13 protein-coding genes and 1 pseudogene are annotated in these 18,114 nt (G+C 63.2%); 4 read left to right on the top strand and 10 right to left on the bottom strand.

The genetic code is table 11. The annotated features are described in order from the left end of the window. Window positions 1-2 precede the first annotated feature (2 nt). Window positions 3-2,942 (bottom strand): Ig-like domain-containing protein, encoded by a 2,940-nt coding sequence (locus tag AKN83_RS34795; RefSeq protein ID WP_063695669.1) that lies wholly within the window; start codon window positions 2,940-2,942, stop codon window positions 3-5. Window positions 2,943-3,793: 851 nt separating this feature from the next. On the opposite strand from AKN83_RS34795, the gene AKN83_RS34790 reads away from it, so the two are divergent. Then, the gene (locus tag AKN83_RS34790) at window positions 3,794-4,768 is read left to right on the top strand and encodes a GDP-L-fucose synthase family protein (protein ID WP_050400686.1); all 975 of its coding nucleotides are present in this window, start codon (window positions 3,794-3,796) and stop codon (window positions 4,766-4,768) included. A 64-nt stretch (window positions 4,769-4,832) separates the two neighbouring features. Further along, on the top strand, window positions 4,833-6,143 hold the full coding sequence (locus AKN83_RS34785; RefSeq protein ID WP_050400687.1) for a WcaI family glycosyltransferase: 1,311 nt from the start codon (window positions 4,833-4,835) through the stop codon (window positions 6,141-6,143). A 43-nt stretch (window positions 6,144-6,186) separates the two neighbouring features. On the opposite strand, the pseudogene gmd reads toward AKN83_RS34785, so the two are convergent. Next, window positions 6,187-7,268: pseudogene (gene gmd, locus AKN83_RS34780) on the bottom strand (GDP-mannose 4,6-dehydratase). Window positions 7,269-7,521: 253 nt separating this feature from the next. Between gmd and AKN83_RS34775 the strand changes: the two are divergent. After that, on the top strand, window positions 7,522-7,788 hold the full coding sequence (locus AKN83_RS34775) for a hypothetical protein (RefSeq protein ID WP_244522207.1): 267 nt from the start codon (window positions 7,522-7,524) through the stop codon (window positions 7,786-7,788). A 423-nt stretch (window positions 7,789-8,211) separates the two neighbouring features. On the opposite strand, the gene AKN83_RS34770 is transcribed toward AKN83_RS34775, so the two are convergent. The 4 genes from AKN83_RS34770 to AKN83_RS34755 all read right to left on the bottom strand — a co-directional run bounded on the left by AKN83_RS34770 (window position 8,212) and on the right by AKN83_RS34755 (window position 12,204). Beyond that, complete coding sequence (locus AKN83_RS34770) at window positions 8,212-9,495, bottom strand: CaiB/BaiF CoA transferase family protein (RefSeq protein ID WP_050400688.1); 1,284 nt, start codon at window positions 9,493-9,495, stop codon at window positions 8,212-8,214. Window positions 9,496-9,576: 81 nt separating this feature from the next. Continuing rightward, complete coding sequence (locus AKN83_RS34765; RefSeq protein WP_244522206.1) at window positions 9,577-10,548, bottom strand: PDR/VanB family oxidoreductase; 972 nt, start codon at window positions 10,546-10,548, stop codon at window positions 9,577-9,579. Beyond that, window positions 10,545-11,864: a Rieske 2Fe-2S domain-containing protein gene (locus tag AKN83_RS34760; protein ID WP_050400690.1), complete on the bottom strand. Its 1,320-nt coding sequence runs from the start codon at window positions 11,862-11,864 to the stop codon at window positions 10,545-10,547. Before AKN83_RS34760 ends, AKN83_RS34765 begins: the two co-directional genes overlap by 4 nt. A gap of 13 nt (window positions 11,865-11,877) precedes the next feature. Further along, window positions 11,878-12,204: a hypothetical protein gene (locus AKN83_RS34755; RefSeq protein WP_050400691.1), complete on the bottom strand. Its 327-nt coding sequence runs from the start codon at window positions 12,202-12,204 to the stop codon at window positions 11,878-11,880. Window positions 12,205-12,411: 207 nt separating this feature from the next. Here AKN83_RS34755 and AKN83_RS34750 point away from each other — a divergent pair, with 207 nt between their 5' ends. After that, the gene (locus tag AKN83_RS34750) at window positions 12,412-12,906 is read left to right on the top strand and encodes a MarR family winged helix-turn-helix transcriptional regulator (protein ID WP_050400692.1); all 495 of its coding nucleotides are present in this window, start codon (window positions 12,412-12,414) and stop codon (window positions 12,904-12,906) included. Between the two features lie 7 nt (window positions 12,907-12,913). Here the strand turns inward: AKN83_RS34750 and AKN83_RS34745 are convergent, their stop codons facing one another. From AKN83_RS34745 to AKN83_RS34730, 4 genes are read right to left on the bottom strand one after another with little or no spacing between them, the layout of a single operon-like run. Beyond that, a complete protein-coding gene (locus tag AKN83_RS34745; protein ID WP_050400693.1) occupies window positions 12,914-14,107 on the bottom strand; it encodes a CaiB/BaiF CoA transferase family protein in 1,194 nt (397 codons plus the stop codon). A 10-nt stretch (window positions 14,108-14,117) separates the two neighbouring features. Further along, window positions 14,118-16,355 carry an acyl-CoA dehydrogenase family protein gene (locus AKN83_RS34740; protein WP_050400694.1) on the bottom strand — a complete coding sequence of 746 codons (2,238 nt, stop codon included), beginning with the start codon at window positions 16,353-16,355 and terminating at the stop codon, window positions 14,118-14,120. A 3-nt stretch (window positions 16,356-16,358) separates the two neighbouring features. Beyond that, window positions 16,359-17,168, bottom strand: coding sequence for an enoyl-CoA hydratase/isomerase family protein (locus AKN83_RS34735; RefSeq protein ID WP_063695668.1), 810 nt, complete (start codon window positions 17,166-17,168; stop codon window positions 16,359-16,361). Window positions 17,169-17,223: 55 nt separating this feature from the next. Beyond that, on the bottom strand, window positions 17,224-18,090 hold the full coding sequence (locus AKN83_RS34730) for a FadR/GntR family transcriptional regulator (RefSeq protein WP_050400696.1): 867 nt from the start codon (window positions 18,088-18,090) through the stop codon (window positions 17,224-17,226). Window positions 18,091-18,114: the final 24 nt, after the last annotated feature.

Raw genomic sequence — 18,114 nt, 5'->3', positions numbered from 1 at the left:
CTCTACAGATGCAGCATGAAAGTGTCGTGGGTGTGGGTGTAGCCCATAGCTTCCGCGATCGAGTGAATGTCGAGATGCACATCCTGCGCAATCGAATTCGTGTACCAATCAAGCTGCACCTCGTGGAATGGCAGCGGGGTGTGGCCATCATACGGGCTTGCGCTGCCGGCGGCCGCGGACGGATGGAAAACAAATCCGTCGCCGACCTGGCTCACTGTGGCGGCTTGATTCGGCATCGACAGCGTCTGCGGAGCGACGTTCGTCGCGGGAGGGTCGATGACAAATGTGCCGCCGTGTCCGTCACTGGACAGGGCGAACGTCATTCGCGTGTAGTCGCCCGTCAGATTGAGATGCGCAGTATGGTTTTGCGCGTCGGTGACCGTCAGCACGCCGCCCGAGGTATTTCCGATATACGAAACCCGGGTGCCGGCGCTGAACGCGATATCCCTCAGGTCGAGGATATCCGAGGCGGTCGGGTCGCCGTTGCCCGAAAGGCCCAGGATATTTCCGGTGAACTTGCTGGACTGATCCAGGATCAGCATGCCCGTGTTCTTGCTGAATGTGATCGCGCCCGTCGCGGCGCCGGCGAGCTCGAGGCTGCCTCCGGCATCGATCGTAAGCTGCAGGCTGACGCTGGTCGCGACCGTGCCGGCCTTCGGGCCGATCATACCGTCGCCGTTCAGATCCTGATGCATCGTCGTCTCCAGCGCGAGCAGCGACGTGCTCGAGCCGGAGACCGAGCCGGCAACGGTCGACAGGAAGTTGCCGTTCGCATCGGTGGCCACGACAGTATACAGGCCGGTGCCGGCATCCTTCCACGCGACATCGTACCCGGTCGACGTCTTTTCGGCACCGCTGAAATTGTAGCTGGGGAATTGCTCCAAGCTGACTGCGGCGCCCGCCAGTTTGAACACGACATCGGTGCTGCCTGTGACAAAGTGGAGGCTGTTTCCAACCTGCTCGAGGATCGTGCTGCCCGACGTCTCGATGATCTTGACGGGCAGGCCGATCGTGCCGTCGCCGTTCAGATCCTGATGCATCGTCGACTCCAGCGATCGAAGCGCATCGCTTGGACCGGAGACCGAGCCGGCGATGGTCGACAGGAAGTTGCCGTTCGCATCGGTGGCCACGACCGTGTAAAGGCCAGTGCCGGCATCCTTCCAGGCGAGGTCGTAGCCGGCCGCCGTCTTCTCGGCGCCGATGAAATTGTAGCTGGGAAACTGATCCGTGCTAACCGCGGCACCCGCCAGTTTGAATACGACGTCGGTGCTGCCTGTGACGAAGTGGAGGTTGCTTCCGACCTGCTCCAGGATCGTGCTTCCCGCGCTTTCGATGACCTTGGTCTGGAGAACATTGGATTGCACGCTCGTGTTGCCGGCTGCGTCAGTCGCAGTCACCGAGAACGAGTGGGGGCCGGAGGAAAGCGATCCGACGTTGATGCTCCAAGTGCCGTCGCTCTTGGCCTTTCCGGAGCCGATCAGGGTGGTGCCGTCGTAGAGCGCGATGGTCGCGCCGGCTTCGGCAGTACCGGAAACCGCGGATTGGGCCAGCGTAAACGTCACAACGACAGGCTGGGCTGGAGCCACGGTGTCGATCGTCACGGTAAGCGACGTAGAGGCAGAGCTGACGTTGCCAGCAGCGTCCATCGCCTTGGCTGTGAACGAGTGGTTGCCATCGCTCAATGTTGCCGTCGCGAAAGACCAGGCGCCGGTCTTGTCAGCAACCACCGTGCCGACCTGCGTCGTTCCGTCGAAGATCTGGACCGTGCTGCTGGCCTCTGCGGTGCCGCTCAGCGTAATGTGGTTCTGGTTAGTGATGCCGTCGCCGACCGTTGCACTGTCCGGCGTGAATGAAGCAATGCTCGGGGCCGTGGGCGCGGTGGTGTCGACCGTCACCGTGAGTGCGGTCGACGTCGTGACGTTGCCGCTCTGATCCGTCGTCGTCGCGGTGAAGGGATGAACCCCGTCGGTCAGATTTGCCGCGACGAACGACCATTTTCCGGTGCTGTCGGTCACCGCCGTGCCAAGCTTGGTCGAGCCGTCGAAGATCTGGACCGTCGTACCGACGGCGGCCGAACCCGTCAGGGTAATCTGCTTCGCGTTGGTGATGCCGTCGCCGGTGATGTTGCTGTCGGGCGAGAACGAGTTGATCTGAACGACAGGCGGTTTGGCGGAATAGGCGCGGATATAGTCGATGAGCATGTCGCCGCCGACCGGCGCACTGGGGTCGGTGATGGCCGGCCCGTACAGCGCCAGGTCGGCGATCATATACATTGGGGTGTGCATGTCGGATGGAGTGGCAATCTGGAAGGTCTTCACTCCGTCGACGTACCAGGTAATCGTATCGGCCTCCCAATCCATGCCGTAGGTGTGGAATCCAGACGCCATTGTCGGGATGGAGACTCCGTCCTGCTGGAGCTGCATGCTGCCCGTCGCAGAACTGTGCGATGTCATGTAGTCGATCGTCGGGTTGTTGCCGAGCGACTCCATGATATCCAGCTCTTGAGCCGGCACGGTCCCGAGCAGCGCGTTGTTCGTGGGCAGCAGCCAGAATGCGGGCCAGAGCCCCTGGCCAGCAGGTAGCTCGGCCCTCATCTCGAAGTAGCCGTAGAGCTGCGAGAAGGAGTGATAGGTTGTGATCATGCCCGACGTGTACTGGGCATTGTTGATGTAGGGCTGGATCGCGGGAGCTGCGGGGCCCGCATGAAGATCGAGGATGCCGTTGCTCACGGTCCACGGCGTCACCGAACTCGTCGGTGCATAATTGCTGTTGATGTACCAGTTGACCTCCTGGTTGCCACTAATGTTGATGCCGTTGGCAGCCGCCCACCAATAGGTCGAATCCCAGGTGCCGCTCGTACCGTTCCACAGGCTGAGCGAGTTGAAATCGTCCGAAAACGTGAGTGTGGCCGTTCCAGCGAGATTTTTCGGATCGATCGACATAGCGCTCTCCTCAGCTGGGAAATTGCTATGGCATCGCCGGTTCTCCTGAATTTAATGGCCGGATACGAGTTGTTTTGGTAATTAAGGTGCCCCTGCGAGTACCGCTAAAATTAGACGTATCGGCAGCAATGGTTCTTGACCGGCGCTGGCGGGCGCATTTCAGCAAGGTTAATTCGACGCGAACCTGAAGAACGGGACAGCGGCTGCCTCTCCACATTCGACAGCGGCATCCGGGTCCGCAGTTGCACACATCTCCATCGCAGATGAAGCGGCCTATCCACGAATCGACGCGAACGTTGGATGTCGGACGGGTTCTCATCTCTCGGGCTGAGATGATCCAGTGCTGACGCGAGCCCGGACCTGTCCTGACCTGCTCTCACGCCGCATGCGTGTGGTACCCGACCCAACGTGGGAAACTCGGGATTGCGATAGTCGGTACGACCCGTGGCACAAGCGAGATTTCCCTGCACTTTGCCCGGGCAAACGAAAGAGACTTTTCCGACCCCCGTAAGATTGCGTGGTCCAACAGCGCATCGCCTGGTTGCTTTGCCCGTAGATTTTCGGGTGCTCGAACGGCACTTCCCTGAAGAGGGAGACGCAATGGACCTTAACGCGGCAGAGAATTAATGCATATTTGGTCAGACCAGCATCCCGGGCATTGCAGCGTTGTCCCGCTTGGGAACCCTTCGCATCTTCATCATTAATATGCTCGTTCGGTTACAACCGACCGTCGTATTGGTAGGAAGTATTGCAACGGCGCCCGGCTCGGCTTCGGACACCGGAGACCACAATATTGCAAGGCCCTGCGGCGGCCGTGAAGCATTCGGATTTCAGTAGGCAAGGGTTCATTTATGTCGGGGGGATTTTCCTACGATCTGACTGGAAGGCGGGTCTTCGTAGCCGGCCATCGCGGAATGGTGGGCTCGGCCATCATGCGCCGCCTCGCGTCCGAGAGCTGCACCCTCCTTTATGCCGATCGCGGAGAGCTCGACCTTGCGAAGGAGCAACCGACATTGCGGTGGCTCGAGGTAAATCGTCCGGACGTCGTGGTCCATGCCGCCGCCAAGGTCGGCGGCATTGCCGCCAACAGTAATTTCCCCGTCGATTTTCTCTGCGACAATCTCGCGGTCGAGCTCAACGTGATCCGCGCAAGTCATGCAATCGGCGTTGGGCGCCTGCTGTTTCTCGGTTCGTCCTGCATGTACCCCAAGCACGCCAGGCAGCCGATCGCGGAAACCGAATTGCTGACGGGGCCGCTCGAGCCGACCAACGAATGGTACGCAATCGCCAAGATTGCCGGCCTCAAGATCTGTCAGGCACACCGGCGGCAACATGGTGACGATTTCATATCGGTCATGCCGACCAACCTCTATGGCCGCGGCGACAATTATCATCCAGCGCACAGTCACGTGCCGGCGGCGCTGATACGACGCTTCCACGAGGCCAAGCTGGCAGGAACCCGGACCGTATCCGTCTGGGGCACGGGTAGCCCGCTTCGCGAGTTTCTAAATGTCGACGACTTCGCCGATGCGTGCGTCTTTCTCTTGAAGAACTACTCGAATGAACTGCCCATCAATGTCGGCAGTGGTGACGAAGTCTCTATCGCCGATTTTGCCGCCATGGTAGCGGAGGTCGTGGGCTATACGGGCAAGTTGGTTTTTGATACGTCCAAGCCGGACGGCACGCCCCGCAAGCTCCTCGACAGTTCGCGGATTCGCCGACTGGGCTGGCGTTCGACTACCCCGCTACCGATCGGGCTGGCGGGAGCATATGAGGACTTTCTGAAGGGCTACGGTCGTCATTTGGAATGCAATTCCGGCGACTGACGAGATCAACGCTTTTTCGAGACGTGAATTTTCGATTCCAGTTTTAGAAGTTGGACTGTACTTGATGCGTGTTCTGTTGGTCGGAATCAACTATGCGCCCGATTTGATCGGCGTCGCAAAATACAACACGGAGCTCTGCGAAAGCCTTGTGGCCGACGGGCACGAGGTCCGTGTGATCACTGCGCCGCCCTACTATCCCGCCTGGCGAATCCCGACCGGCTTCGACAGTCGCTATTTCAGGACTCGAAACGCCAACGGTGTCGAGATCACCCGCACCCCGATATACGTGCCGCGGAAGCCGACGGGGGCGAAAAGGCTGCTGCACCATGCCTCGTTTGCGTTGACGAGCGCACTGCCGATGCTGACGAAGGCGCTCGAATGGCGGCCCGACGTCATGCTGTCCACCGCTCCCTCCCTGATGTCGTCCGCGCTCGTCTCGTTCGTCGCGCGGCGGATCGGTGTGAAGTCCTGGCTCCATGTGCAGGATTTCGAGGTTGATGCCGCCTTTGATCTCGGACTGCTTCGAAACGGCGCGCTTCGCAGCCTGATGCTCGGGGCCGAATCTCGCATCCTTCGGTCGTTCGACCGGGTATCTTCGATTTCACCGCAGATGGTCGACCGGCTGTTGGCCAAGGGCGTTGCTGCGGAGCGGACCGTCGAGATCAGAAACTGGATCGACACGAGCGCCATCTTTCCTCGGTCGCGGCAGACCAGGTATCGGCGTGAATTCGGCATTGGCGAAAGCGATGTCGTCGGACTCTATTCGGGCACGATGTCGAACAAGCAGGGCCTCGATCTCGTGATCGAAGCCGCGTCCATCCTGCAAGAAAGTCATCCGGAAATTCATTTCATCCTCGCCGGAGAAGGGCCTGACAGGGCGAGGTTGCTCGATATGGCGGCCGGCCGTTCCAATGTTCATTTCCTCGGACTGCAACCCAACGAGAGCTTCAACGAGCTAATGGCGACGGCGGACATGCATCTCATTCCGCAGAAGGCAGAGGCGGCTGATCTGGTCCTGCCATCCAAGCTTGGGGCCGTGTTCGGCTCCGCCCGTCCGGTGATCGCGATGGCGACCGAAGGAACGGGGTTGGCCGAGGAGGTCAAGGGTGCCGGGATGGTCGTTTCCCCCGGCGACACGCGTGCTCTCGCCGATGCGATCTGCGCGCTTGCCCAGGATCAGGCGCTCTGCGCGGCGTTCGGCACCGAAGGACGGAAGCGCTCGCTCGAGCGTTGGGATCGTCGGGCCATCGTCGGGCGCTGGGCGCTTGAGATGAGCGCGATGCGACATGCACCGTCCGCGTCCGAAACGCAGGTGGCGATGACCGCCGGCGGGCCCGACGCCATCGCGGTGAAGGACTCCATCCGCCTGCCTTGACGGCATTGCGACAACAAGCACCAGACGGCGTTCCGGGCTGCGGTCACTCGTGACGCGGATAATATCTGAAGCCGTGTTGCTTGATCAGTTCATCTCGCTTCGCTGCGGCCAGATCTTCCTGCACCATCTCGCGCACCAGGCTCTCGAACGAGGTCTTGGGCCACCAGCCAAGCTTCTCCTTCGCCTTGGAGGGATCGCCCAGGAGGGTCGCGACCTCCGAGGGACGGAAATAGCGCGGGTCGACGGACACGATGCACTTGCCTGTGGCAGCATCATAGCCCTTCTCGTCGACGCCCGTTCCTTCCCAGCGGATCCGCATCCCCACTTCGCCCGCGGCAACCTCGACGAAATGGCGAACCGAGTGCTGCACACCGGTCGCGATGACGAAGTCCCCCGGCGTATCCTGCTGCAGCATCAGCCATTGCATTTCGACATAGTCACGCGCATGCCCCCAGTCGCGGAGCGCGTCAAGATTGCCCAGATAAAGACGCTCCTGAAGGCCGAGGTGGATGCGGGCCAAGGCGCGGGTGATCTTTCGGGTGACAAAGGTTTCGCCCCGCACCGGAGACTCGTGATTGAACAGAATTCCGTTGCAGGCATAGATTCCGTACGCCTCACGATAATTCACCGTGATCCAGTAGGCGTAGAGCTTCGCAACGGCGTAAGGCGACCGCGGATAGAACGGAGTGGTCTCCTTCTGCGGGACTTCCTGCACCAGGCCATACAGTTCCGAGGTCGAGGCCTGGTAGAATTTGGACTTCTTCTCGAGCCCCACGATCCGAATCGCCTCGAGGAGTCGCAGTGTGCCGAGAGCGTCCGAATTCGCGGTATATTCCGGCTCTTCGAACGAAACCGCCACGTGACTTTGGGCGGCGAGATTGTAGATCTCGTCCGGCTGTACCTGGCCGACGATCCTGATCAGGCTGGAAGAGTCGGTCAAATCACCATAGTGCAGCCGGAACGAAGGATCCGGCTCGTGTGGATCGAGGTAGAGATGATCAATGCGGTCGGTGTTGAAAAGCGAGGTCCGTCGCTTGTTGCCATGGACCTCATAGCCCTTCGTTCGGCCAGATACGCCCCGTCTTGACCGGTTACGCCGGTTATTAATACTCTTTTTTTCGTCATATGGCCTACTCAAAATATGATCCTCATATGTAGCCAAAATCGCCTTGCATGCGCAGTGCGCAGGTCGATCAGGGCGGCAATTATTGCAGCGTAAGATTAATCCTCCGGCGCGTACGTGCCGTGTCGGAAGCCGCCCCTAGACGGCACATCTGCAGACCCGACGTGAACGGGTTGCGCGATCGACCATTGCCTGTTCTGCACCCCGCGATAGGATCACGCCGCTGCAACGATGACGGCAGCAGGGAGGGTCACCATGCGCGCCGAACAGGAATTCAAGCGAGCCGCCCTCGCATTCTCGCTGGTGGCTCTCCTGCTTTTGCCAACCGAGACATCAGCCGTCACCGTTGAGGTGGCGAGGAAATGCAATGCGCTCGTTGCGAAGAGCTTTCCACCACGTCAGCCCGGCAATCCGGCGGCGGGCAGCGCCAAAGGCAATGGACAGGCCGAACGCGACTATTTCAAGAAATGCGTCGACAATGGAGGCAACGCGGACGACGCCGCCGACAAGGACAAGAAATGATCGGATCTATGTCGGCATCGCATCGAGGCAGTCTTGCACGACTGCCAGGGCCATTCACGCGCCGACATGGTCGAGACGATCCCGCGAGTTCATAGCGTCGATGATCCGATCGATCGGCGAGATCGACGGTATCCCCCGATCAAGCCACCCGAGACGGCCAGGGCAAGTTGGCCTCCGTTGTTCGCGCCCGCTCTCGTTCGGCCGACCGCAGCAGGTTGCCGGTGTTTCGGACCACCAAACCAAGTCGTTGATAGCGTTGTGGCGCGACGTTCGCCTCCAGAAACAAAAACCCGGCAATCTATTCAGATTGCCGGGTTTTTGTACCGAAAAGCGGAGGCGCGCCATGACGATAATATTCGGTCTCGCCGATCCCGATGACCGCGACCCGGCCCCGCAGTGTCCACTCCTCTCCCGCGCGCATTGTCACGGCTTGGTATCCTTTCCCGCTGGCCGGCCCCCGAAAGCTCTGCCCGCCGCGAGCTGCGCGATGCGTGCGTCGTCATAGCCGAGGAGTTCGCGCAGCACGTCCTCGGTGTGCTGGCCGACCGCCGGCGCCGCGACGGGATCGACGATCGGCGTCCGCGAATAGCGAATCGGCAGGTTCACATTCGGCACCCAGCCGATCGTCTCATGCGGAATCCTCGTGACGATCCCGCGCTCCCGCGCCTCGGGCGAACGGATCGCCTCGCCGACGCTGCGCAGCCGGCCGCAGGGCACGCCGGCCGCCCGCATCCGCGACTGCCAGTGTGACCAGGGCCGCCGGGCAAAGGCATCGCCGAGGATCGCGAACAACTCCTCACGCCGGCGGATCCGGTCAGGACCCGTCGCGTAGATCCCGGCTGCGGCGAGATCCTCCCGCTCGAGTACTTGCGCCATCAAGCGCTGGAATATCTTGTCATTGCCGCAATTAATATAGAACGAGCAATCGCTGGCCAGGAACACGCCCGACGGACAGGTGTCGGGACTGGTATTGCCGCTCCGCTTTGGATCGGCATTGTTGAACAGCGACTGCATGGTCGCGTACCCGGTCATCAGGACGGCATTCTCGAACAATGATACTTCGATGGCCTGGCCGAGGCCACTGCGCTCGCGCGCAAGCAGCGCGCCCAGGATCGCATTGCTCGCCATCATCGCGGTGCTGATGTCCATCACCGGCGACAAGGCCCGCACGCCCTCGCGGTCGGCGTAGCCGTTCATCGAGACGAAGCCGCTCTCGACCTGTGCGATCGGGTCGAAGCCGAGCCGGTCGGCAAACGGCCCGTCGCGGCCATAGGCCGACACCGCGCAATAGATGATCTCGGGCCTCAGCTTGCGGCAGCTCGCATAGTCGAGCCCGAGCCGAGCCATCACGCCGGCCGAGAAGTTCTCGACGACGACATCCGCCGTCGCGATCAGCTCGCGCGCGACCTGCAACCCCTCCGGGGATTTGAGATCGAGGGCGACACTGCGCTTGTTGCGGTTGGCCCACAGAAACGGAGCGCCGTGCCTGAGGTCCGGATGCACCGGAGGATACCGGCGCAGATCGTCGCCGCGGCCGGGCGCCTCGACCTTGATCACCTCAGCACCCATGTCGGCCAGGATCATGGTCGCGAACGGGCCCGCGATGAAGTGCGAGAGATCGACCACCCGGATTCCGTCAAGCGCCCTCGGCGCGCCGGCCGGACGAGGCGTGTGCTCAGGGAATTCGGCTTCAAGCTGATCCAGCATGTGAGGCATCCGTTCGTCTTGAGAGGGTTGATCCGGGTTCGCGGGCCGTCGTCGTCAATTGCCGGTCGGCGGAGCGACAATTCAGAGATCGAGCACGAGCATGCGGGATTTGGCGCCTGAGCAACAGATCATGACGCTCCTGTTCGTCGCCTGCTCCTCCTCGCTCAGGAACTGATCGCGATGATCCGGCTTGCCTTCGAGCACGCGCGTCTCGCACGTACCGCAGACCCCTTCGGTGCAGGCGTAGTTGGCGGCGATCCCGGCATCCAGCAGCGCATCGAGGATCGTCCTGCCGGGCTCGACCGTAATCGTGCGGTTGCTCCGCGCGAGCCTGACCACGAAGCCGCCCTCGGTGGCCGGCGCTTCCCGCGCCTTGAAATACTCGACATGCACGCGATCGGCGGGGCGATCCGCCGTGGCCGCCTCGAATGCCGCGAGCATGGGCAACGGCCCGCAACAATAGAGATGCGCGCGTGCCGGCGCGGCCCTGACGATGGCCGCGAGATCGAACACCCGTCCCGCTCGCTCGTCGTCGAAATCGACGTGTAGGCCGGCATCGGATCGAAACGTGCCGAGTTCGTCGAGAAACGCGGCCGCGGCGCGCGTTCGCGCGGCGTAGAACAGCTCCCAGCAACGTCCGAGCGCCACCAAGCGCCGGATCATCGACAGCAATGGCGTGATGCCGATGCCCCCGGCGATCAGGACCGAATGCTCGGCCTGTTCGCAAAGCGCGAAGTTATTGCGTGGGAGCGAGATGGTCATGATCTCCCCGACCTTGACGGTGTCGTGAACGAAGCGGGAGCCGCCACGGCTCTCGGCATCTCTATTGACCGCGATGACATAGCGATGCCGCTCGCGCTGATCGTTGACCAGCGAGTAGCTGCGGACCATGCCGTTCGGCAGGTGCAGGTCGATATGGCTGCCCGCCGTGAACGGCGCCAGTTCGCCGCCCGTCCGCGCCACCAGCTCGTAGGAATTGATCCGTTCAGCCTCGTAGCTGATGCGCTTGACCAGCACCTGCTGCGTGCCGGCCATATGGTTAGATGCGCTCACAGCTCGTACCCGAAATCGGCGCCGAGCTGCGCCCGCATGAAGGGCGCACCGACGTCGACCCAGGAGTCCTCCGGCGGCAGCCGCAGCGACACCGCGCGCACCATGAATACGTCGGGATCCGACACGCCCCTCGGCCTGATCGCGTGATCGCGATAGGCACCGAGCGCCTCGAGAATGAAACGCCGCGTCATCGCGATGCCGGTATCGCTCGAGCAGAGCGTCTCCCTGGTGCGATCGAAGATCGGTGAAACGCCGCTCTGACAGGCGCCGTCCTGCACCCAGAGCCCCGGCAGGCCGGAGAACCAGGTGGTGCGCTGCGCTTCGTAGTCGAACTGAAAGCCGTTCTGCGGATTGTATTTGGTCCAGTAGCCGGCATACGGCACCGTCACCGGGTGCTGCACCAGCGCATGGCGGCTGGCGTGGCCGCTTTCGCGGCCCTTGTGCCCTTCCGCGAACACCTGCCGTGTTTTCTCCAGCAACGGCTCCGACGGATGATAGGAGAACATGATGCAGAGCGTGTTCTCGTCATCGATCGGCACCCAGGCATGCCCACTCAGATCCGGGAACGGCGACAGCGGCGGCACCAGCGTGTAGAACGGCAGCAAGAACTGGTTGACCCGCCAGTACAGCGTGTTGGCATCGTAGTTGCGCCGCGCGGCAATGCTCATGCCGAAATCCTGCTTGATGCATTCGAAGGTAGGGCGCAGGTCGCGCTTCTGAATCCAGGCGCTGGTCGTGCCCTGGGCGTCGAGCCGCCCATGCAGCAGCGGCGCGTGCGCCGAGTCGATCTCGCCTTCCACCGCCTGCAGCCAGTTGCACTCCTGGACGCGGAGCGAGATGTGCACCTGTTCGGCCGGCACCAGATTCCATTCGAGGTTCGGCAGCGGCGGCAGCTCGGCGTGATCCGGGCCCATATAGGTCCAGATCATCCCGTTGCGCTCCCTGCAGGGATAGGCCTTGATCCGCACCCGCTCCTTGAGGCGGCTGCGCACTGGCTCCGCCGGCATATCCGTCACCGCCCCGGTGGCGTCGAACTTCCAGCCGTGATAGACGCAGCGCAGCCCGCAATCCTCGTTTCGTGCGAAGACCAGCGGCGCGCCGCGATGCGGGCAGGCCTGGTCGACCAGCCCGACGCGGCCCTCGGTGTCGCGGAAGGCGACCAGATCCTCGCCGAGCAACCGAATGCGCTTCGGTTGACCGTCCTTGTCGAGATCCGTCGACGGCAGGAACGGAATCCAGTACAGCCGGAAGAGATCGCCGAGCGGCGTGCCCTTGCTGACCCTCACAAGGCGTTCATTGTCTTCGTGCGAGAGCATGGGTTTGCCTCCTTCAATTGCGGGTGGCCGGTCCCGCCGCGCCGCCCAGCAGAACGGCCACGCGGTCGGAGAGCCCGAGATCCTGTGCGGTCCAAAGCGGATCGGATGCAGCGAGCGGCTGGCGTGGAATGGGAGGCTGCTTGCCCTCCTCCACCAGGCCGACGATCAATTCGATGCGGCGCCGCTCGAGCTCGCGTAAAGCGTCCTCGACGACGGCAGCCTCCGCCGCGCATCCCGTCAGTTCGGGATAGGCGAGCCGAACCCGCCACTGCCCCGGCTCGGTTTCGACCGCTTCGGCCTCAAGCAGATAGGGAATCGACAGCAGCTCACGCAGGTCCAAGTTCAACCTCCCTGCACGACGTCTTTCGCATCGCATATAATACGTATACGTACTACATAGCCGAGAAGCTGACAAGAGCCGAGCGCAATTGCATCGACCCGTGAACAAGACTGGACGGTGGTTCAGCGCAGGGTTGAGGGCGTCAGGCCAAGCTGCTAACGGCTAAGGCGAATTCGCAAAATCCCGGCTGGGACCGAACGAGACGGCATGGCAGTCGACAGGGCACCGAAGAGTGGTTCGGCCGCAGACATTGCGCGCGAATGGCAACTGGAAGGCGGCGTCGGATTTCTGCTGCGGCTGCTGGAGGCGCGCTACGACGGGCTCTATCAAAGCATGACGCGTCATAGCGACATCACGCCGCGGCAGTTCGGCGTGCTGATGGCGCTGTATCAGCTGGGTCCCCTCACTCCCTCCGTGCTGGCGGAGCGGATCAGCTGCGACCGCAACACGCTGAGCGAAATGCTGAAGCGGATGGTCGCGCGCCGGCTGGTCGCAAAGAAGGACAATCCGGACGACCGCCGCTCGCTTCAGGTGCAGATCACTGCCAAGGGTGAGGAAGCGCTACTGGCCGTGATCCCGGCAGCGGCCGAGCTGCAGAACATCATGCTGGCGCCCCTGCGCAAGGAAGACCGCGCGCATTTCCTGAAATGCCTGCTGGCGATCGCGAAGGCACCGCCGCCCGACGCACCGTCCGATCGTTGAGCCTCACTTAGGCCGCAGGCTTGCCAAACGTCCCCGCAGCAGCAAGCGCCGCGATGGCGTCGGGCGACAGTCCCAGAATCCGCGACAGCACGTCATCGCGCTGCGCGCCGATCCCGGGCACCTGACGACCGATCGGGGTATCGGCCCCGGACATCTGCCAAGGCGCGCTGACGCCGACGAAGTCACCGGCACCATCCGAAACCGTCCCGAATACACCCCGTTGACGCAGATGGGGATCGGTCAGCGCCGCACCCGGCGCACGGTATTTGGCGCAGGGAACGCCGGCGCGATCCAGCGCTGAGATGCATTCGGCGGCGGTGTGACGCTCCGTCCATTGCTCGATCACCTGCATCATGGCGGTCCAGTTGGCGCCGCGCGCCGGAATGGTCGCAAAGCGCGGATCGTTCACCAGCTCGTCCTGTCCTGTGACCTCACATAGCGCCGCAAAATTCCGCGGCGTCACCGGGGCGATCAAGATATCGCCATCGCGGGTGCGTACCGGCCCATAGGTCGGCCGCGGCGCGCTGATCGGGAATTGGGCTTCCTGGAGCTCATAGACCAGCAGGTTGAGCATGCAGTCCATCAACGCCACATCGACGCGCTGCCCCTTGCCGGTGCGCTCGCGCTGGACCATCGCGGTCTGAATCGCGGAATAGCCGAAGATGCCGCCAAGGATGTCGGCGACAAAGATCGCGCCTGCCGCCGGACGCTCCCGGTCGCCGGCATAGCGCGCCAGGGACTGATCAAATCCGCTCTCGGCATGCACGATCATCGCGTACGCCGCCCGCTCGGCGGCAGGGCCGGTCTGGCCATAGCCCGAGATCGAGCAATAGATCAGGCCTGGGTTGATCTGCCGTAGCGCGTCATAGCCGAGGCCAAGACGATCCATCACACCGGGGCGGAAATTCTCGACGAGAATATCCGTCTCCGCGACCATGCGATGCACGAGCCTGACGGCATCGGCATTCTTCAGGTCAAGCGCCAGGCTGCGCTTGCCGGCATTGAGCTGGCCGAAATAAGTACTGTGGCCTTCGCGCAGCGGCGTCCGCAGCCGCATGTCGTCGCCTTCCGGCGGCTCGATCTTGATGACCTCGGCGCCGACGTCGGCGAGCAGCCGCGCGCAATAGGGCCCCGCCACCATGATGGAAAAATCCAGCACCCGCACACCTGCGAGCGGTGCCCTGTCGCCATCCCTTTGCATCCGATCTCTCCTATCTCGGCAACCCGAGCGCGCGTTGCGCGATCAGGCTGCGCTGGATTTCGTTGGTGCCGATGCTGATCACCCACATCAGCGAATGCCGCAGGTTCTGCTCGAAGCGGCCATTGTCGATCGCACCCGGCATCTGCTCGGACAGCGCCGCGCGCATGCCGAGAATATCAAGCGCGGCCTCGCCGAAACGCTCCATCAACTCACCGGAGAACACCTTGCTGATCGCGCCATATTCCGGCGGCGTCACGCCGTCGGCGGCGAGGTCCGCGCAATGCATCATCAAGAGACGGCCGATCTCGATCTCGGACGCCAAGGTCGCCATCCTGTCGCGGACGATCGGGTCGCTGGCCAACGACTGTTCGCCCTCTCCGGCCATCACACGCGCGCGCAACTGCTCGAAGGCGTGCGCCACCTTCAGGACGATGCCGCCACCGACCAGCCCGCGCTCGAAGGCAAGCGCGCCGGTCAGCACCTTCCAGCCGCCATTGACCTCGCCGACCAGGTTCTCGGCGGGAATCCGCACGTTGTCGTAGAAGATGTTGGCAAACGTGCCGTCATACATGGTTGCGGACGGACGTATCGTGATGCCCGGTGCATCCATCGGAACGATGAACATGCTGATGCCGGCATGCGGCGGCCTTGCAGCCTTGTCGGTCCGCGCGGCGAGGAACATGTATTTGCCCCACCAGGTAGTGGTCCAGATCTTCTGGCCATTGATCACCCAATGGTCGCCGTCCCTGACGGCGCTGGTACGCAGCGCCGCAAGGTCGGAGCCTGCCTGCGGCTCGCTGTAACCCATGCCATGCATCGCTTCGCCGCGCAGGATCTCCGGTAGGTATTCTTGCTGCTGCTCCGGCGTACCGAACATCATCAGCGCATTGGCCTGGATCGCCGCGCCGATCCGCGGTGCCTCGCCCCGCTCCATCGTCTCCATGAAGGCGATCTGCTCCAATGGAGAGCGCCCCTGCCCGCCGAACTGCTCCGGCCATCCGAGGCCGATCCATCCGGTCTCGCCGATATCGCGGGCGAAGGGCGCATCGAACTCGCGCTTGGCGAACGGCCTCTGGTCGAACGCTTGCTTCGTATCGCCGCTCCAGTTTTGCGCGAGCCAGCGTTGAACCTGCTCGCGCAGCGCATTGCCGGCGGGCCCGAGGTCGTATTGCGGCAACCCGGCGCCACCCGCATCGAGCAGCCGTGCGGCCAGTCCGCGTTTTGCGTCCGAAGCACCGCCGAGCGCGATCGTATCGAGATGCACGCGCTTGAAATGGATCGGCGCCTCGTGCTCCTCGGCATAGCCGATCGCACCGAACGTATGCTGGGTCTCCAGCGAGACCTGCCGCAGCGCCTCCCCGGAAAATGCCGATGCGCAATCGGCAAAGTAGTGCCAGTCGGCGTCGCCGCCATCATGCAGTCTGGCGGCATGCTCGAGGATCAGCCTGACGCCTTCGAGCGCGATCAGGCAGTTTGCCAGCTTATGCTGGATAGCTTGGAATTTTCCGATCGGTTGGCCGAACTGATGCCGCTCCTTGGCGTAGTCCACGGCGAGCTCAAACGCGCGCCGAGCCGCGCCGTGGGCACGCGCGGTCAGCGCCGTCTTGCCCTTGAGCCGGAGAAGGTCCAGATCGACGGTCCCTACCGGAATGAGCGTGACCGGCGCTGCGCTCAGCCTGACCTCATATAATCCCCAGGCACCCATCGCGCGGGTGGCAACACATTCGACACCGGGATCGCCGAGATCAATCAGCGCAAGGTGAGACCGATCGCAAGCGACCAGCAGGTGCGTCGCGCTTGCCGCGGCCTCGACGAAGCGGAGCACGCCGTTAGCCGTGAGGTCGGTGACCGCGATCGAGCCCGTCCCGGGATCGGGATCCAGCCCGCCGAATGAGAAGGCGATGACCGCCTCCCCGCAATGCAGCCGCGCCAAAAGATCGGCCGCAACGACCGCCTGCGATCGGGAAACCGCAAGGTTGGCAAGTGCCGCCGACCACATCGGCGCCGGACATCCGGCGCGGCCAAGCTCCGCCATGACGACGAGAATCTCGGCAAGCCCACCCTCGCCGCCGCCCCCCGCGCCGAGTGCGGCGACGCCCAGCCCGACCAGCTTGCGCCAGATCGCCGACACCTCATCCGGCGAGGACGATGTCGTCGCACCGCGCGGACGCCAATGCTCGTCGAGGAAGCCACGCAAGGAGTCGCGCAGCATCCCCCTGACGTCGTCGTTCGACGCTTCCGCCGCCATGACCTATGCCTGGCCGAACCGGGGCTTGCGCTTCTCCTTGAACGACATCGTCGCCTCCTTGTGGTCGGCGGTCTCGAACGTCACCTGTTCCAGCGCCATCGAGGCTTCCAGCAGCATGTTCACGCGCTCCTTGACGATCTGGTTGATCGACAGCTTGGTCCATCGAATGGCCCAGGTCGGACCGTTCGCAAGCTCGACCGCGATCGCGCGTGCCTTGGCCAGCACCTCGGCGCGCGGAGCGACATGGTTGACCAGCCCGATCCGCTCCGCCTCGGCGCCCCTCAGCAGCGTGCCGCGAATCAGGAATTCCTTGGCCTTGTTGACGCCGATCAGCAGGGGCCAGATCACGGTGCCGCCGTCACCGGCGACCAGGCCGACACGCGAAACATGGGTGTCGCCGATCCGCGCATCCTCGGCCATCACGGTGATGTCGCAGAGTAGCGCGTGGGTCGCCGCAAGACCGATAGCGTCGCCGTTGATCGCCGCGATGATCGGCTTGTCGAGCTCGAGCTGGCGAGTGACGCCACGCCGGCTGATCATGGGGTCGTGCACCTCGCCCTCTTCGAGCACGTCGCCGCCCGGCCGCTCCGACATCGCCTTGACGTCGCCACCGACGCTGAAGAAGTCCCCGGCGCCGGTCAGCACCACCGCATTGACGGCGTGATCGTCGGCAAGATCGTCCCAGATCGTGCGCAGCTCGCGGATCAGCCTCTGATTGATGGCATTACGCGCCTGCGGACGATTCAACGTGACGGTCGCGACCTTGTCCGCGACCTCGACCGTCAGACATTCATACTTGGCGTAGTTGGACACGTTTGCCTCCGTTGTTATTGCCGTTTGGGTGTTGATTTGTTGGTGCGGCCGATTGCTACCGGCGCAACCCCGGCTGCACGTCAGCCAATGCGACGTGAAGCGACATGGCGCCCGGGTCCTGCTCTAGCATGCGCTGCACGGATTCCAGGTGCGAGCGCAGCAGCCGGCTCGCCAGCGCCACGTTCCGCTCGCTGAGCGCCGCCAGGAACTGCCGCCGCTTCTCGGCCAGCCGCGCCATCGCGACTCCGCTGGAAGCGACCTTGGCGTAGACGAAGCGCATGTGAATCTCGGTGACGGAGTCCACGATCATCGCGATCACCTTGTTGCCGGTCGACGCCGCCAGCAGCTTGTAGAATTCGCGCGAGCACTCGACCCGATCGAGCAAGCGGCCTTCCCTCGTCGCAAGCTCGGTGCGCTCGATATTGGCTTCCAGCGCGTCGAGGTCGGCGCGCCGTGCATTTGCACAGGCCAGCTGCACCACGAGGTCGAGCACGTGGACCCGCGCCTCCGACAATTCCCGAACCGAGATTGTCCCGAGGCTCAGCATGTCGCGCATGACCTCGTTCATGCGCCGGGTGTCGCCCTGCTGGATGAAGGCGCCGCCCTTGACGCCCTTCTGCAGCCGCAGCACGCCGGCCATCTCCAGGCTGCGCAGCGCCTCCCGCAGCACATTGCGACTGACGCCGAGCTGCTGGGCGAGTTCGCGCTCGGCCGGCAGCTTGTCGCCGGGCTTCAGCACGCCGAGCGCCAGCTGCTCGCGAATCCGCTCGCAGATCTCCTCGAACGTCCGCCTGGTGTGGATCGGCTTGAATGTCGGCGCGGCGGCGGAGCCGGCTGCGCGATGATCGATGGCCCGCTCCCGCCGGTTCAGCGAGGCGGTACGGGAGCGCTGCGGCGCGCGAGGGCTTGACTTGGTGCTCATGCGGTGAATTATTAAATGGATCAC

It is taken from the genome of Bradyrhizobium embrapense, assembly GCF_001189235.2.
GTDB classification, from domain to species: domain Bacteria; phylum Pseudomonadota; class Alphaproteobacteria; order Rhizobiales; family Xanthobacteraceae; genus Bradyrhizobium; species Bradyrhizobium embrapense.
This window is presented reverse-complemented; position numbering and strand designations above follow the sequence as displayed.

Coding starts and splice junctions, on each gene's coding strand:
- AKN83_RS34795 (WP_063695669.1), bottom strand. CDS start 2,942: ATGTCGATCGATCCGAAAAATCTCGCTGGAACGGCCACACTCACGTTT.
- AKN83_RS34790 (WP_050400686.1), top strand. CDS start 3,794: ATGTCGGGGGGATTTTCCTACGATCTGACTGGAAGGCGGGTCTTCGTA.
- AKN83_RS34785 (WP_050400687.1), top strand. CDS start 4,833: ATGCGTGTTCTGTTGGTCGGAATCAACTATGCGCCCGATTTGATCGGC.
- AKN83_RS34775 (WP_244522207.1), top strand. CDS start 7,522: ATGCGCGCCGAACAGGAATTCAAGCGAGCCGCCCTCGCATTCTCGCTG.
- AKN83_RS34770 (WP_050400688.1), bottom strand. CDS start 9,495: ATGCTGGATCAGCTTGAAGCCGAATTCCCTGAGCACACGCCTCGTCCG.
- AKN83_RS34760 (WP_050400690.1), bottom strand. CDS start 11,864: ATGCTCTCGCACGAAGACAATGAACGCCTTGTGAGGGTCAGCAAGGGC.
- AKN83_RS34750 (WP_050400692.1), top strand. CDS start 12,412: ATGGCAGTCGACAGGGCACCGAAGAGTGGTTCGGCCGCAGACATTGCG.
- AKN83_RS34745 (WP_050400693.1), bottom strand. CDS start 14,107: ATGCAAAGGGATGGCGACAGGGCACCGCTCGCAGGTGTGCGGGTGCTG.
- AKN83_RS34740 (WP_050400694.1), bottom strand. CDS start 16,355: ATGGCGGCGGAAGCGTCGAACGACGACGTCAGGGGGATGCTGCGCGAC.
- AKN83_RS34730 (WP_050400696.1), bottom strand. CDS start 18,090: ATGAGCACCAAGTCAAGCCCTCGCGCGCCGCAGCGCTCCCGTACCGCC.